Origin of the sequence: Pseudomonas sp. IT-P2, from assembly GCF_949767575.1 — a bacterium.
GTDB lineage: Bacteria > Pseudomonadota > Gammaproteobacteria > Pseudomonadales > Pseudomonadaceae > Aquipseudomonas > Aquipseudomonas pharyngis.
In genome coordinates this window covers 1-15,545 of record NZ_CATKQA010000015.1, presented here as the reverse complement: position 1 = coordinate 15,545, position 15,545 = coordinate 1, and the positions used below count along the sequence as shown (strand labels likewise).

General features: G+C 55.8%; 12 protein-coding genes and 1 tRNA gene. All 13 read right to left on the bottom strand.

Features of this window, described 5'->3' with window-relative positions:
* The coding region (locus ACM6JM_RS12600; protein ID WP_238556644.1) for a GTP-binding protein at positions 1 to 159 on the bottom strand (159 nt) is incomplete at its 3' end.
* Positions 160 to 190: 31 nt separating this feature from the next.
* Positions 191 to 2,296 carry an elongation factor G gene (gene fusA, locus ACM6JM_RS12595; RefSeq protein ID WP_262196491.1) on the bottom strand — a complete coding sequence of 702 codons (2,106 nt, stop codon included), beginning with the start codon at positions 2,294 to 2,296 and terminating at the stop codon, positions 191 to 193.
* Between the two features lie 30 nt (positions 2,297 to 2,326).
* Entirely contained in the window at positions 2,327 to 2,800 is a 474-nt protein-coding gene (gene rpsG, locus ACM6JM_RS12590; protein WP_007957592.1) for a 30S ribosomal protein S7, read from the bottom strand.
* Positions 2,801 to 2,908: 108 nt separating this feature from the next.
* The gene (gene rpsL, locus ACM6JM_RS12585; protein ID WP_003186084.1) at positions 2,909 to 3,280 is read right to left on the bottom strand and encodes a 30S ribosomal protein S12; all 372 of its coding nucleotides are present in this window, start codon (positions 3,278 to 3,280) and stop codon (positions 2,909 to 2,911) included.
* A gap of 215 nt (positions 3,281 to 3,495) precedes the next feature.
* Entirely contained in the window at positions 3,496 to 7,695 is a 4,200-nt protein-coding gene (gene rpoC / locus ACM6JM_RS12580) for a DNA-directed RNA polymerase subunit beta' (protein ID WP_103385522.1), read from the bottom strand.
* A gap of 63 nt (positions 7,696 to 7,758) precedes the next feature.
* Entirely contained in the window at positions 7,759 to 11,832 is a 4,074-nt protein-coding gene (rpoB, locus tag ACM6JM_RS12575) for a DNA-directed RNA polymerase subunit beta (RefSeq protein WP_039772428.1), read from the bottom strand.
* 220 nt (positions 11,833 to 12,052) lie between these two features.
* Positions 12,053 to 12,418 (bottom strand): 50S ribosomal protein L7/L12, encoded by a 366-nt coding sequence (gene rplL / locus ACM6JM_RS12570; protein ID WP_007957596.1) that lies wholly within the window; start codon positions 12,416 to 12,418, stop codon positions 12,053 to 12,055.
* Positions 12,419 to 12,497: 79 nt separating this feature from the next.
* Complete coding sequence (rplJ, locus tag ACM6JM_RS12565; protein WP_007957597.1) at positions 12,498 to 12,998, bottom strand: 50S ribosomal protein L10; 501 nt, start codon at positions 12,996 to 12,998, stop codon at positions 12,498 to 12,500.
* A 198-nt stretch (positions 12,999 to 13,196) separates the two neighbouring features.
* On the bottom strand, positions 13,197 to 13,892 hold the full coding sequence (rplA, locus tag ACM6JM_RS12560; RefSeq protein WP_003228754.1) for a 50S ribosomal protein L1: 696 nt from the start codon (positions 13,890 to 13,892) through the stop codon (positions 13,197 to 13,199).
* Positions 13,892 to 14,323 carry a 50S ribosomal protein L11 gene (gene rplK, locus ACM6JM_RS12555; RefSeq protein ID WP_003228756.1) on the bottom strand — a complete coding sequence of 144 codons (432 nt, stop codon included), beginning with the start codon at positions 14,321 to 14,323 and terminating at the stop codon, positions 13,892 to 13,894. The genes rplA and rplK overlap by 1 nt, the downstream gene beginning before the upstream one ends.
* Before the next feature lie 117 nt (positions 14,324 to 14,440).
* Complete coding sequence (nusG, locus tag ACM6JM_RS12550) at positions 14,441 to 14,974, bottom strand: transcription termination/antitermination protein NusG (protein ID WP_007957598.1); 534 nt, start codon at positions 14,972 to 14,974, stop codon at positions 14,441 to 14,443.
* Between the two features lie 9 nt (positions 14,975 to 14,983).
* Positions 14,984 to 15,352 carry a preprotein translocase subunit SecE gene (gene secE / locus ACM6JM_RS12545; RefSeq protein WP_007957600.1) on the bottom strand — a complete coding sequence of 123 codons (369 nt, stop codon included), beginning with the start codon at positions 15,350 to 15,352 and terminating at the stop codon, positions 14,984 to 14,986.
* 45 nt (positions 15,353 to 15,397) lie between these two features.
* A tRNA-Trp gene (locus ACM6JM_RS12540) sits at positions 15,398 to 15,473 on the bottom strand.
* Positions 15,474 to 15,545: the final 72 nt, after the last annotated feature.

Below are 15,545 nucleotides of genomic sequence, written 5' to 3'. Positions count from 1 at the left end.
TGCGCTGTCGATCTTGTCGAATTCAACTACGGCCGAACCGAAAACTTCGGAGCAGACGCGAGTCAGAGCAGCGGTCAGAGTGGTTTTACCGTGGTCAACGTGGCCGATGGTGCCAACGTTTACGTGCGGTAGGGAACGATCAAATTTTTCTTTAGCCACGACAATTAACTCCTAGCCTAAAGGGGCTGAATCAGCCTTGTTTTTTGGTAACGGATTCGACGATGTGCGACGGAGCCGTATCGTATTTTTTGAATTCCATAGAGTAGCTTGCGCGACCCTGGGACATGGAACGAACGTCGGTCGCATAACCGAACATCTCACCCAGTGGAACCTCGGCACGGATAACCTTGCCGGACACTGTGTCTTCCATACCCTGGATCATGCCGCGACGACGGTTAAGGTCGCCCATCACATCACCCATATAGTCTTCAGGCGTAACAACCTCTACCGCCATGATCGGCTCGAGCAACTCACCACCGCCCTTCTGGGCCAGTTGCTTGGTCGCCATGGAAGCAGCCACTTTAAACGCCATCTCGTTGGAGTCGACGTCGTGGTAAGAACCATCGAACACGGTAGCCTTCAGGCCGATCAGCGGATAGCCGGCAACAACGCCGTTCTTCATCTGCTCTTCGATACCCTTCTGGATAGCCGGGATGTATTCCTTAGGAACCACACCACCCACTACTTCGTTCAGGAATTGCAGACCTTCCTGACCTTCGTCAGCAGGAGCAAAGCGAATCCAGCAGTGACCGAACTGGCCACGACCGCCGGACTGACGAACGAACTTGCCTTCGATTTCGCAGTTCTTCGTGATGCGCTCACGGTACGAAACCTGTGGCTTGCCGATGTTGGCTTCGACGTTGAACTCACGGCGCATCCGGTCAACCAGGATGTCCAGGTGCAGCTCGCCCATGCCGGAGATGATCGTTTGACCAGTCTCTTCATCAGTTTTAACGCGGAAAGACGGGTCTTCCTGAGCAAGTTTGCCCAGAGCGATACCCATTTTTTCCTGGTCATCCTTGGTCTTAGGCTCTACGGCAACCGAAATAACAGGCTCCGGGAAGTCCATGCGAACCAGGATGATTGGCTTGTCAGCGTTGCAGAGGGTTTCACCAGTGGTGACGTCCTTCATGCCGATCAGGGCCGCGATGTCGCCAGCGCGTACTTCCTTGATCTCTTCACGGGCGTTTGCGTGCATTTGCACCATACGACCCACGCGCTCTTTCTTGCCTTTAACCGAGTTGATCACGCCGTCGCCGGAGTTCAACACGCCCGAGTAAACACGGACGAAGGTCAAGGTACCCACGAACGGGTCGGTAGCGATCTTGAACGCCAGGGCCGCGAACGGCTCGTCGTCGCTTGCATGACGCTCCATCTCTTCTTCCTCGTTATCAGGGTTGGAACCCTTGATAGCAGGAATGTCGGTCGGAGCAGGCAGGAAGTCGATAACGGCGTCGAGAACCAGGGGAACGCCCTTGTTCTTGAACGAAGAACCGCAAACAGCCAGAACGATTTCGCCGGCGATAGTACGCGCACGCAAAGCAGCCTTGATCTCGGCGATCGACAGCTCTTCACCTTCCAGGTACTTGTTCATCAGGTCTTCGTTGGCTTCGGCGGCGGCTTCAACCATGTTGTTGCGCCATTCTTCAGCCAGCTCGAGCATGTCCGCAGGGATTTCCTTGCGAACTGGAACCATACCCTTGTCAGAGTCATTCCAGTAGACAGCTTGCATGTTGATCAGGTCGATCTGGCCCTGGAAGTTGTCTTCCGAACCGATAGCCAGCTGGATCGGCACCGGAGTGTGACCCAGACGCTGCTTGATCTGACCGATCACGCGCAGGAAGTTGGCACCAGCACGGTCCATCTTGTTTACGTAAACAAGACGTGGAACGCCGTATTTGTTGGCCTGACGCCATACGGTTTCCGACTGAGGCTCAACACCCGAAGTACCGCAGAACACAACGACAGCGCCGTCGAGTACGCGCAGGGAACGCTCTACTTCAATGGTGAAGTCTACGTGGCCCGGGGTATCGATTACGTTGAAGCGATGCTCGTGCGGGTACTGCTTCTCGGAACCTTTCCAGAAGGCGGTAATGGCAGCAGAAGTAATGGTAATACCACGCTCCTGTTCCTGAACCATCCAGTCTGTGGTCGCGGCGCCGTCATGCACCTCGCCCATTTTGTGACTTTTGCCAGTGTAAAAAAGGACGCGCTCGGTGGTGGTGGTTTTACCAGCATCCACGTGTGCGACGATACCGATGTTACGGTAGCGACTAATCGGAGTAGTACGAGCCATAAAGCCCTCGCAAAATTAGTGAAGCTAAAATTAGAAGCGGTAGTGCGAGAAAGCTTTGTTAGCTTCGGCCATACGGTGCACGTCTTCACGCTTCTTAACAGCAGCACCTTTACCTTCAGCAGCATCCAGCAGCTCGCCAGCCAAGCGCAGAGCCATAGACTTCTCGCCGCGCTTGCGGGCGAAGTCTACCAACCAGCGCATTGCCAGAGCGTTACGACGGGACGGACGAACCTCGACCGGAACCTGGTAAGTAGCACCACCAACGCGGCGCGACTTCACTTCGACCAGCGGAGCGATGGCGTCGAGTGCTTTTTCGAAGAGTTCCAGGGGATCGGTGCCGGTCTTGCGAGCCGCAACGGTTTCCAGGGCACCATAAACGATACGCTCGGCAACGGCTTTCTTGCCGCTTTCCATAACGTGGTTCATGAATTTGGCGAGGATTTGGCTTCCGTATTTCGGATCGTCCAGAATCTCACGCTTTGCTGCTACGCGACGTCTTGGCATTGATAAGCCCTCAAACGGTCTTCAGGTTAGCTCGGGACAGATCCAGTGGATGCGCGCCCGACCTTACTCTTATCGACTCAATAAAATGAAAATCTGCAAAACGGCCGATTACTTCGGACGCTTGGTACCGTACTTCGAACGACCCTGGTTACGGCCTTTAACGCCGGAAGTATCCAAGGAGCCGCGAACGGTGTGGTAACGAACACCTGGCAAGTCTTTTACACGACCGCCGCGGATCAGTACCACGCTGTGCTCTTGCAGGTTGTGGCCTTCACCACCGATGTACGAGGAAACCTCGAAACCGTTGGTCAGACGCACACGGCATACTTTACGCAGTGCCGAGTTAGGTTTTTTCGGCGTAGTGGTGTACACACGGGTGCACACGCCACGACGTTGCGGGCAGTTCTGCAGCGCAGGCACGTCGGATTTCTCGACGATACGCTTACGCGGCTGACGTACCAGCTGGTTGATAGTTGCCATCTACTAGCTCCACTGTTGTCTTGCGACGCTATTGTCTTGCAAGAAAAGCAAAATGGCAGGAACGAATTCCCGCCAAATTTAGGGGATCAAGAGTCTAAAGAGGATCTTGTCCCCAGTCAAGGCAAGGCCCCGACCTCCCCGCTCGTCGAACCTCGACAAATTGTCTCGATTCGATGAACGGCTTGATCAGGGCCTCAGCTCATTTTTCGCAGAACTCAGTTACCGCTCGAGTTCAGCGCTTCGGTCAGTGCTGCTTCCACTTCACTGGCGCTCACGCGCAACGGCTTGTCTGCATCACGACGACGCTTGCGCTCGCTGTGATAAGCCAGACCGGTACCGGCCGGGATCAGACGACCCACGACCACGTTTTCTTTCAGGCCGCGCAGGTAATCGCGCTTGCCGGTTACGGCCGCTTCGGTCAGTACGCGGGTGGTTTCCTGGAAGGAAGCCGCCGAGATGAACGATTCGGTCGACAACGACGCCTTGGTGATACCCAGCAGAACGCGGGTGAACTTGGAGACAAACTTGTCTTCCGCATTCAGACGCTCGTTCTCTACCAGAACGTGAGTCAGTTCCATCTGGTCGCCCTTGATGAAGCTGGAGTCGCCGGACTCGGAGATCTCAACTTTACGCAGCATCTGACGCAGGATGGTCTCGATGTGCTTGTCGTTGATCTTCACGCCTTGCAGGCGGTAAACGTCCTGGATCTCGTTGACGATGTACTTGGCCAACGCGCTTACACCCAGCAGACGCAGGATGTCATGCGGATCGCTCGGACCGTCGGAGATAACTTCGCCGCGGTTTACCTGTTCGCCTTCGAACACGTTCAGGTGACGCCACTTCGGAATCAGCTCTTCGTACGGATCGCTACCGTCGTTCGGGGTAATGACCAGACGGCGCTTGCCCTTGGTCTCTTTACCGAACGCGATGGTGCCGCTGACTTCAGCCAGAATCGACGCCTCTTTCGGACGACGGGCTTCGAACAGGTCGGCAACACGCGGCAGACCACCGGTGATGTCACGGGTTTTCGAAGTTTCTTGCGGGATACGAGCGATAACATCACCGATCGCAATCTTCGCACCGTCCGCAACACCGACCAGAGCGTTGGCTGGCAGGAAGTACTGAGCGATAACGTCAGTGCCTGGCAGCAACAGATCCTTGCCGTTGTCATCGACCATCTTCACCGCAGGACGGATGTCCTTGCCGGCAGCCGGACGGTCTTTGGCATCGAGTACTTCAATGTTGGTCATACCGGTCAGTTCGTCAGTCTGACGCTTGATCGTGATGCCTTCTTCCATGCCCACGTAGGTCACGGTACCTTTCATTTCGGTAACGATCGGGTGAGTGTGCGGATCCCACTTGGCCACGATTGCGCCAGCGTCGACCTTGTCACCTTCTTTAACCGAAATCACGGCACCGTACGGCAGCTTGTAACGCTCGCGCTCACGACCGAAGTCGTCAGCGATTGCCAGCTCACCGGAACGAGACACAGCAACCAGGTTGCCATCCAAACGCTCAACGTGTTTCAGGTTGTGCAGACGGACGGTACCGCCATTCTTCACCTGAACGCTGTCGGCTGCGGAAGTACGGCTTGCCGCACCACCGATGTGGAACGTACGCATCGTCAACTGGGTACCCGGCTCACCGATGGACTGGGCAGCGATAACGCCGACCGCTTCACCGATGTTCACCTGGTGACCACGAGCCAGGTCACGGCCGTAGCACTTGGCGCAAATGCCATAGCGGGTTTCGCAGCTGATCGGCGAACGCACGATTACTTCGTCGATGCTGTTCAGCTCGATGAACTCAACCCACTTCTCGTCTACCAGAGTGCCTGCAGGAACGATAACGTCCTCGGTACCCGGCTTGAATACGTCACGGGCGATGACACGACCCAATACGCGCTCACCCAACGGTTCTACAACGTCACCGCCTTCAATGTGCGGAGTCATCAGCAGACCGTGTTCGGTGCCGCAATCGATCTCGGTCACGACCAGATCCTGCGCCACGTCTACCAGACGACGAGTCAGGTAACCGGAGTTCGCAGTTTTCAACGCGGTATCCGCCAGACCTTTACGAGCACCGTGAGTCGAGATGAAGTACTGGAGTACGCTCAGACCTTCACGGAAGTTCGCAGTAATCGGCGTTTCAATGATGGAACCGTCCGGCTTGGCCATCAGACCACGCATACCGGCCAGCTGACGAATCTGTGCTGCGGAACCCCGCGCACCCGAGTCGGCCATCATGTACATCGAGTTGAACGATTCTTGCTCGACTTCGTCGCCGTGACGGTCGATGACTTTCTCTTTCGAGAGGTTGGCCATCATCGCCTTGGAGACTTCGTCGTTCGCTTTCGACCAAAGGTCGATCACTTTGTTGTACTTCTCGCCCTGGGTTACCAGGCCGGAGGCGTACTGGCTCTCGATTTCTTTCACTTCGTCGGTGGCAGCACCGATGATGCGGGCTTTTTCGTCCGGGATAACGAAGTCGTTAACACCGATGGAAACGCCGGAGATGGTCGAGTAGGCAAAACCGGTGTACATCAACTGGTCAGCGAAGATCACGGTCTCTTTCAGACCAACCACGCGGTAGCACTGGTTGATCAGCTTGGAGATCGCCTTTTTCTTCATCGGCAGGTTGACGACGTCGAACGACAGACCTTTTGGCACAACCTGGAACAGCAGCGCACGGCCGACAGTGGTGTCGACGATACGGGTGTTGTTCACGCTGTTGCCGTCACGATCGTTCACGGTTTCGTTGATACGAACCTTGATCTTGGCGTGCAGTGCGGCTTCGCCGGCACGGAACACACGGTCAACTTCCTGCAGATCCGCGAACACACGACCTTCGCCCTTGGCGTTGATCGCTTCACGAGTCATGTAGTAGAGACCCAATACAACGTCCTGCGACGGAACGATGATTGGCTCACCGTTGGCTGGCGACAGAATGTTGTTGGTCGACATCATCAACGCACGCGCTTCGAGCTGGGCTTCCAGCGTCAGCGGTACGTGCACGGCCATTTGGTCGCCGTCGAAGTCGGCGTTGTACGCGGCGCAGACCAGAGGGTGCAGCTGGATAGCCTTACCTTCGATCAGTACCGGTTCAAACGCCTGGATACCCAGACGGTGAAGGGTCGGTGCACGGTTGAGAAGAACCGGGTGTTCGCGAATCACTTCCGCAAGAACGTCCCAAACCTCTGGCAGTTCGCGCTCGACCATTTTCTTGGCCGCTTTGATGGTGGTCGCCAGACCACGCATTTCCAGCTTGCCGAAAATGAACGGCTTGAACAGCTCGAGAGCCATCTTCTTCGGCAGACCGCACTGGTGCAGACGCAGGGTCGGACCAACGGTAATTACCGAACGACCGGAGTAGTCAACACGCTTACCGAGCAAGTTCTGACGGAAACGACCTTGCTTACCCTTGATCATGTCAGCCAGGGATTTCAGAGGGCGCTTGTTCGAACCGGTAATAGCGCGGCCACGACGACCGTTGTCGAGCAGTGCATCGACAGCTTCCTGCAACATACGCTTTTCGTTGCGCACGATGATGTCCGGAGCGGACAGATCCAGCAGGCGCTTCAAACGGTTGTTACGGTTGATCACTCGACGATACAAGTCGTTGAGGTCGGAAGTCGCGAAACGACCGCCATCCAGCGGGACCAGTGGACGCAGATCTGGCGGCAGAACCGGCAGAACGGTCAGCACCATCCACTCTGGCAGGTTGCCGGAACCCTGGAAGGCTTCCATCAACTTCAGACGCTTGGACAGCTTCTTGATCTTGGTTTCGGAGTTGGTTTGCGGAATTTCTTCACGCAGACGGCCAATCTCGTGTTCCAGGTCGATAGCGTGCAGCAGTTCGCGGACAGCTTCGGCACCCATGCGGGCGTCGAAATCGTCACCAAACTCTTCCAGCGCTTCGAAGTACTGCTCGTCGTTCAGCAACTGACCTTTTTCAAGAGTGGTCATGCCCGGATCGATAACGACATAGCTCTCGAAGTAGAGAACGCGTTCGATATCACGCAGGGTCATATCCATCAGCAGGCCGATACGGGACGGCAGCGATTTCAGGAACCAGATGTGGGCAACCGGCGAAGCCAGTTCGATGTGCGCCATGCGCTCACGACGAACCTTGGCCAGTGCAACTTCAACGCCGCACTTCTCGCAGATCACACCACGGTGCTTCAAGCGCTTGTACTTACCGCACAGGCACTCGTAATCCTTTACCGGGCCAAAGATCTTGGCGCAGAACAGACCGTCACGCTCAGGTTTGAACGTACGGTAGTTGATGGTTTCCGGCTTTTTAACTTCACCGAACGACCACGAGCGGATCATCTCAGGCGAGGCCAATCCGATACGGATGGCGTCGAACTCTTCGACTTGACCCTGGTTTTTCAGCAAATTCAGTAGGTCTTTCAAGGCCTTTCCTCCTGGCGGAGCAGAGAGCGGGCAATCCTGCCCCGCTCTCGATCGCGTCACGTGTTATTCGGTTTCCAGATCGATATCGATGCCGAGGGAACGAATTTCCTTGATCAACACGTTGAAGGACTCGGGCATGCCCGGCTCCATACGGTGATCGCCGTCCACGATGTTTTTGTACATCTTGGTCCGGCCGTTCACATCGTCCGACTTCACTGTGAGCATTTCTTGCAGAGTGTAAGCAGCACCGTATGCTTCCAGTGCCCAAACCTCCATCTCCCCGAAACGCTGACCACCGAACTGCGCCTTACCACCCAGCGGCTGCTGGGTAACCAGGCTGTACGAACCGGTAGAACGCGCATGCATCTTGTCGTCTACCAAGTGGTTCAGCTTCAGCATGTACATGTAGCCAACGGTAACTGGACGCTCGAACTTGTTGCCGGTACGGCCGTCGGTCAGCTGCATCTGGCCGCTTTCTGGCAGGTCTGCCAGTTTCAGCATGGCCTTGATTTCGCTTTCCTTGGCACCGTCGAACACTGGAGTGGCCATTGGAACACCGCCACGCAGGTTCTTCGCCAGATCCAGGATTTCCTGATCGGAGAAGCTGTCCAGATCTTCGTTACGACCGCCGATCTGGTTGTAGATCTCGTCCAGGAAAGTACGCAGTTCAGCGACTTTACGCTGCTCTTCGACCATCCGGTTGATCTTCTCGCCCAGACCTTTGGCCGCGAGGCCGAGGTGGGTTTCAAGGATCTGACCAACGTTCATACGCGAAGGTACGCCCAGTGGATTGAGGACGACGTCGACCGGTGTGCCATTGGCATCGTGCGGCATGTCTTCAACCGGCATGATCACGGAGACCACACCTTTGTTACCGTGACGACCGGCCATCTTGTCGCCCGGCTGGATGCGACGACGGATTGCCAGGTAAACCTTGACGATTTTCAGCACACCTGGAGCCAGGTCATCGCCCTGCTGCAGTTTGCGCTTCTTGTCTTCGAACTTGTCGTCCAGCAGACGGCGACGATCAACGATGTAGGCCTGGGCCTTCTCGAGCTGCTCGTTCAGAGCATCTTCAGCCATGCGCAGTTTGAACCACTGACCATGCTCAAGACCGTCGAGTACTTCGTCGGTGATGTCCTGACCTTTCTTCAGGCCCGCGCCACCCTCAGCCTTGTGGCCTACCAGAGCGGAACGCAGACGCTCGAAGGTCGCGCCTTCAACGATGCGGAACTCTTCGTTCAGATCCTTGCGGATCTCGTCCAGCTGGGACTTCTCGATCGACAGGGCACGAGCATCACGCTCAACGCCGTCACGAGTGAAGACCTGTACGTCGATGACAGTACCTTTGGTGCCGGTGGGCACACGCAGGGAAGTGTCTTTAACGTCGCTGGCTTTCTCACCGAAGATTGCGCGCAGCAGTTTTTCTTCCGGAGTGAGTTGGGTCTCGCCTTTCGGAGTGACCTTACCTACCAGGATGTCGCCTGCGCCGACTTCAGCACCTACGTAAACGATACCGGCTTCGTCCAGCTTGTTCAGTGCAGCTTCACCCACGTTAGGGATGTCCGCAGTGATTTCCTCTGGGCCAAGCTTGGTGTCACGAGCCACACAGGTCAGTTCCTGAATGTGGATCGTGGTGAAACGGTCTTCCTGAACCACACGCTCGGACAGGCAGATGGAGTCTTCGAAGTTGAAGCCGTTCCATGCCATGAACGCGATGCGCATGTTCTGACCCAGCGCCAGTTCACCCATGTCGGTGGACGGGCCGTCGGCCATGATGTCGCCACGCTGAACACGATCACCCTTGCTCACCAGCGGACGCTGGTTGATGCAGGTGTTCTGGTTCGAGCGGGTGTATTTGGTCAGGTTGTAGATGTCGACACCAGCTTCGCCGGTTTCAACTTCGTCATCGGCAACGCGAACCACGATACGGCTGGCATCAACGGAGTCGATCACGCCGCCACGACGAGCCACGACGCAAACGCCGGAGTCGCGAGCCACGTTACGCTCCATGCCGGTACCGACCAGCGGCTTGTCAGCGCGCAGGGTTGGCACAGCCTGACGCTGCATGTTCGAACCCATCAACGCACGGTTGGCGTCGTCGTGCTCGAGGAACGGAATCAGCGACGCTGCAACCGAAACTACCTGCTTCGGCGAAACGTCCATCAAGGTGACGTCTTCCGGCGCCTTGACGGTGAATTCGTTCAGGTGACGTACGGCAACCAGTTCGTCGATCAGTACTTTCTGCTCGTTCATGGTCGCCGAAGCCTGCGCGATCACGTGATCGGCTTCTTCAATGGCGGACAGGAACACGATGTCGTCGGTGACCACACCCTCTTTCACCACGCGGTACGGGCTCTCGAGGAAGCCGTACTGGTTGGTGCGAGCGTAAGCAGCCAGCGAGTTGATCAGACCGATGTTCGGACCTTCAGGCGTTTCAATCGGGCAGACACGACCGTAGTGAGTCGGGTGTACGTCACGGACTTCGAAGCCCGCGCGCTCACGAGTCAGACCGCCAGGGCCGAGTGCAGAGACACGACGCTTGTGGGTGATCTCGGACAGCGGGTTGTTCTGGTCCATGAACTGCGACAGCTGGCTGGAACCGAAGAACTCTTTCACCGCCGCAGCCACTGGCTTGGCGTTGATCAGGTCTTGCGGCATCAGGCCTTCGCTTTCAGCCATCGACAGACGCTCTTTGACCGCACGCTCAACACGTACCAGGCCAACGCGGAACTGGTTCTCGGCCATTTCGCCTACGCAGCGAACACGACGGTTACCCAGGTGGTCGATGTCGTCGACGATGCCTTTACCGTTACGGATGTCGACCAGAGTCTTCAGTACCGCGACGATGTCTTCCTTGCACAGCACGCCCGAACCTTCGATCTCGGTACGACCGATACGACGGTTGAACTTCATCCGGCCGACCGCAGACAGGTCATAGCGCTCAGGGCTGAAGAACAGGTTGTTGAACAGGGTCTCGGCAGCGTCTTTGGTTGGCGGCTCGCCTGGACGCATCATGCGATAGATCTCGACCAGCGCTTCCAATTGGTTGCTGGTGGAGTCGATCTTCAGAGTGTCGGAGACGAACGGACCGCAGTCGATGTCGTTGGTGTACAGAGTTTCGATGCGTACGACGCCGGCCTTGGCGATTTTCGCCAGGATCTCGGTCGACAGCTCGGTATTGCACTCTGCCAGGATCTCACCGGTAGCCGGGTGCACGATCGCCTTGGCGGTGGTACGACCCAGAACGTAATCCAGAGGCACGTCCAGCTCTTTGATCCCGGCTTTTTCCAGCTGGTTGATGTGGCGGGCAGTAATACGACGGCCCTGCTCAACAATCACCTTGCCTTTGTCGTCCTGGATGTCGAGAACAGCAACTTCACCACGCAGGCGCTGAGGCACCAGCTCCAGGCTCAGGCCTTCGCCTTTCACGTGGAATACGTTGGTGGTGTAGAACGCGTCCAGCACTTCCTCGGTGGTATAACCGAGCGCACGCAGCAGTACCGAGGCTGGCAGCTTGCGACGACGGTCGATACGCACGAATACGCAGTCTTTCGGGTCGAACTCGAAGTCCAGCCACGAACCGCGGTAAGGAATGATGCGCGCGGAGTACAGCAGTTTGCCGGAGCTGTGCGTCTTGCCACGGTCGTGGTCGAAGAACACGCCCGGGGAACGGTGCAGCTGGGAAACGATAACACGCTCGGTACCGTTGATTACAAAGGTACCGTTCTCAGTCATCAATGGGATTTCACCCATGTAGACTTCTTGCTCTTTGATGTCCTTGATCGCTTTGTTCGACGATTCTTTGTCGAAAATGATCAGGCGCACTTTTACCCGCAAAGGTACGGCGAAAGTTACACCGCGCAATACGCATTCTTTGACATCAAATGCCGGTTCGCCCAGGCGATAACCGACGTACTCCAGCGCAGCATTGCCGGAGTAGCTGATGATCGGGAAAACGGATTTGAAGGCCGCATGCAGGCCCACGTCGCGGAACTGATCTTTAGTCGCTCCCGCTTGCAAGAATTCACGATACGAATCCAGCTGGATGGCCAGGAGGTAAGGCACATCCATGACGTCCGGCAACTTGCTAAAGTCCTTGCGGATACGTTTTTTCTCAGTATATGAGTAAGCCATCAGCGTTCCCCAGCTTGGTCACCTGCTTGTTTGGCCCCTCCCGACGGGAGCAGCCAGAAAATCGTGCAAACCCCATGGTTTGCGCCACCGCATCGGGTGGTTACAGCTCGTTATCGACACCGACCCAGTCGGCTGCCAATAACGGAAAAAGGCCGGTGGCAAGAGCCACCAGCCATCAGCCTGTCGCTTGACGCTCGGGCTGGAGGAGCAAAGTCGATGCTTACTTCAGCTCGACTTTAGCGCCTGCTTCTTCCAGCTTCTTCTTAGCGTCTTCAGCAGCTTCTTTCGAAACGCCTTCAGCTACAACCTGAGGAGCGCCGTCGACTTTCTCTTTGGCTTCTTTCAGGCCCAGACCGGTCAGTTCACGAACTGCCTTGATCACGTTTACTTTCTTCTCGCCGGCTTCAACCAGAACAACGTTGAACTCGGTTTGCTCTTCAACAACAGCGGCAGCAGCAGCTGGACCAGCAGCAGCAACAGCAGCGGTCACGCCGAAGGTTTCTTCCATTGCTTTGATCAGCTCAACAACTTCCAGAACGGTTTTCTGGCCGATTGCTTCGATGATTTGTTCGTTAGTCAGAGACATGACTCAATTCCTGATTTGGTGGACAGCCTGTACGGCCGTCGAAATAAACAAAAATACGCGAGAGTGGAAACGCTCAGCCTCAGGCTGCAGCTGCTTCTTTCTGATCGCGAATTGCCGCCAGAGTACGAGCCAGCTTGCTGGTAGCGCCTTGAATCACGCTCATCAGTTTCGCAATAGCTTCGTCGCGAGTTGGCAGGCTTGCCAGCACGTCGATCTCATTCGCTGCGAGGAACTTGCCCTCGAACGAAGCTGCCTTGATCTCGAACTTGTCCTGACCCTTGGCAAATTCCTTGAACAGACGAGCTGCAGCGCCCGGGTGTTCGTTGGAGAATGCAATCAGGGTCGGGCCGGTGAACACGTCGTTGAGGACACTGTAAGGAGTGTCAGCAACAGCGCGCTTGAGCAGGGTGTTACGTACAACACGTACGTAAACGCCAGCTTCACGAGCCTCTTTACGGAGTCCGGTCATTGCGCCTACTGTTACGCCACGGGCATCAACCACGACAGCGGACAGAGCGACTTTGGCAGCCTCGTTGACTTCAGCGACGATGGCCTTCTTGTCTTCGAGATTAATTGCCACGGGTTTAACTCCTGCTTGTTACCGTTTCATTCGATCGAAACCGAATGTCGTTTTGGTGTCTGATTCGGTAAGGAACCGGGAGCACCATCTGCGTAGGCTTGAGGTTTAAGACTTGCGTCGCCTACGGTCTTGGATAGCCCCCGCCAGGCAGGGACCCCAATCTTTCAATTGGCGCAGTCAACTGCGCCAATTTTTGTCTTACGCGTCCAGCGAGCTCTGATCGATGACCAGACCTGGGCCCATAGTGGTGCTCAGGGTAACGCGCTTGACGTAGATACCTTTCGAAGAAGCTGGCTTGATACGCTTCAGATCAGCGATCAGGGCTTCAACGTTTTCCTTCAGCTTGACGGCATCGAAGCCGATCTTGCCAACGGAAGTGTGAATGATGCCGTTTTTGTCGGTGCGATAACGAACCTGACCAGCCTTGGCATTTTTAACCGCGGTAGCGACGTCTGGGGTAACAGTGCCGACTTTCGGGTTAGGCATCAGACCACGTGGACCGAGGATCTGACCCAGTTGACCTACAACGCGCATGGCATCCGGGGATGCGATCACTACGTCATAGTTCAGGTCGCCGCCTTTCATTTCGGCAGCCAGGTCGTCCATACCTACACGGTCAGCGCCGGCAGCCAGAGCGGCCTCAGCAGCTGGACCCTGGGTGAACACAGCAACGCGAACAGTCTTGCCAGTGCCGTGTGGCAGCACAGTAGCGCTACGAACAACCTGGTCGGATTTACGCGGGTCTACGCCCAGGTTTACAGCTACGTCGAACGACTCGCTGAACTTGACAGTCGACAGCTCGGCCAGCAGTGCAGCGGCGTCTACAATGTTGTAGGCCTTGCCTGCTTCGATTTTGCCGGCGATAGCCTTTTGACGCTTGGTCAGCTTAGCCATTACACACCCTCCACGTTAAGGCCCATGCTACGAGCAGAACCGGCGATAGTACGCACGGCTGCATCCATATCAGCTGCAGTCAGATCCGCGTTTTTGGTTTTCGCGATTTCTTCCAGCTGAGCACGGGTAACAGTGCCAACCTTAACGGTGTTCGGACGAGCGGAACCGCTGGTCAGACCGGCCGCCTTCTTCAGCAGAACCGAAGCAGGGGTGGATTTGGTTTCGAAAGTGAAGCTACGGTCGCTGTAGACAGTGATGATCACTGGAGTCGGCAGACCAGCTTCCAGACCCTGGGTACGGGCGTTGAAAGCTTTGCAGAATTCCATGATGTTCACGCCGTGCTGACCCAGAGCAGGACCAACAGGTGGACTTGGGTTAGCCTGAGCGGCCTTCACTTGCAGCTTGATGTAAGCGGTAATCTTCTTGGCCATGAGGCACTCCAATTACGGGTTCGAACGCCTCGAAAGGCTCCCCGGTTACTTGCGCGTTTATCCCACTGACGACAAAACCCCACAGCCTAGGGCTGCGGGGTTGGGATGCTTGCTCAGCTAGACCTTTTCGACCTGACTGAACTCCAACTCTACCGGAGTAGAGCGTCCGAAAATGAGCACTGCCACTTGGATCCGGCTCTTTTCGTAGTTAACTTCTTCAACAACGCCGTTAAAGTCAGCGAACGGCCCGTCATTGACTCGAACGGTTTCGCCTGGCTCGAACAACGTCTTCGGCTTCGGCTTGTCGCTACCGTCGGCAACGCGACGCAAAATCGCCTCAGCTTCTTTATCGGTGATTGGTGCCGGCTTATCAGCAGTACCGCCGATAAAACCCATCACCCGAGGAGTATCCTTGACCAAGTGCCAAGTACCCTCGTTCATATCCATCTGAACCAGCACATAACCTGGGAAGAATTTGCGCTCGCTTTTGCGTTTCTGGCCATTACGCATTTCAACCACTTCTTCAGTGGGAACCAGAATTTCGCCGAAGCCATCTTCCATGCCAGCCAGCTTTACACGCTCGATCAACGAACGCATTACATGCTTCTCGTAACCCGAGTAAGCATGCACAACGTACCAACGCTTAGCCACGGGACACCCTTAGCCGACAATCAAGGAAACAAGCCAGCCGAGCAGGGAATCAAGCCCCCACAACAGCAACGCCATAACCAGAACAACAGCCACAACAATCAGCGTGGTCTGCGTGGTTTCTTGGCGAGTTGGCCATACGACTTTACGAATCTCGGTGCGAGCTTCCTTAACCAGTACAAAGAAAGACTTGCCCTTGGCAGTCTGCAGACCTACAAAGGCGGCTACAGCAGCAATGACAAGCAATGCGAGTACACGGTACAGGATCGGCGAAGCAGCGTAATACTGATTACCGACAACGCCAACAATTACCAAAGCGACTACGACGAGCCACTTGAGTAAATCGAAGCGAGAGCCTTGAGCTTCAGCTTTAGGAGTCATCTATGAAGATCCTGTGAAAAGAAAGCCAGACACACCAAGTGAATCTGGCAGGTCAGGAGGGAATCGAACCCCCAACCTACGGTTTTGGAGACCGTCGCTCTGCCAATTGAGCTACTGACCTAAAACAAAATCAGGCCGACCATTATGCCGGCCTGAAAAAGACATTACAACTGTTTACTCGATGATCTTAGCC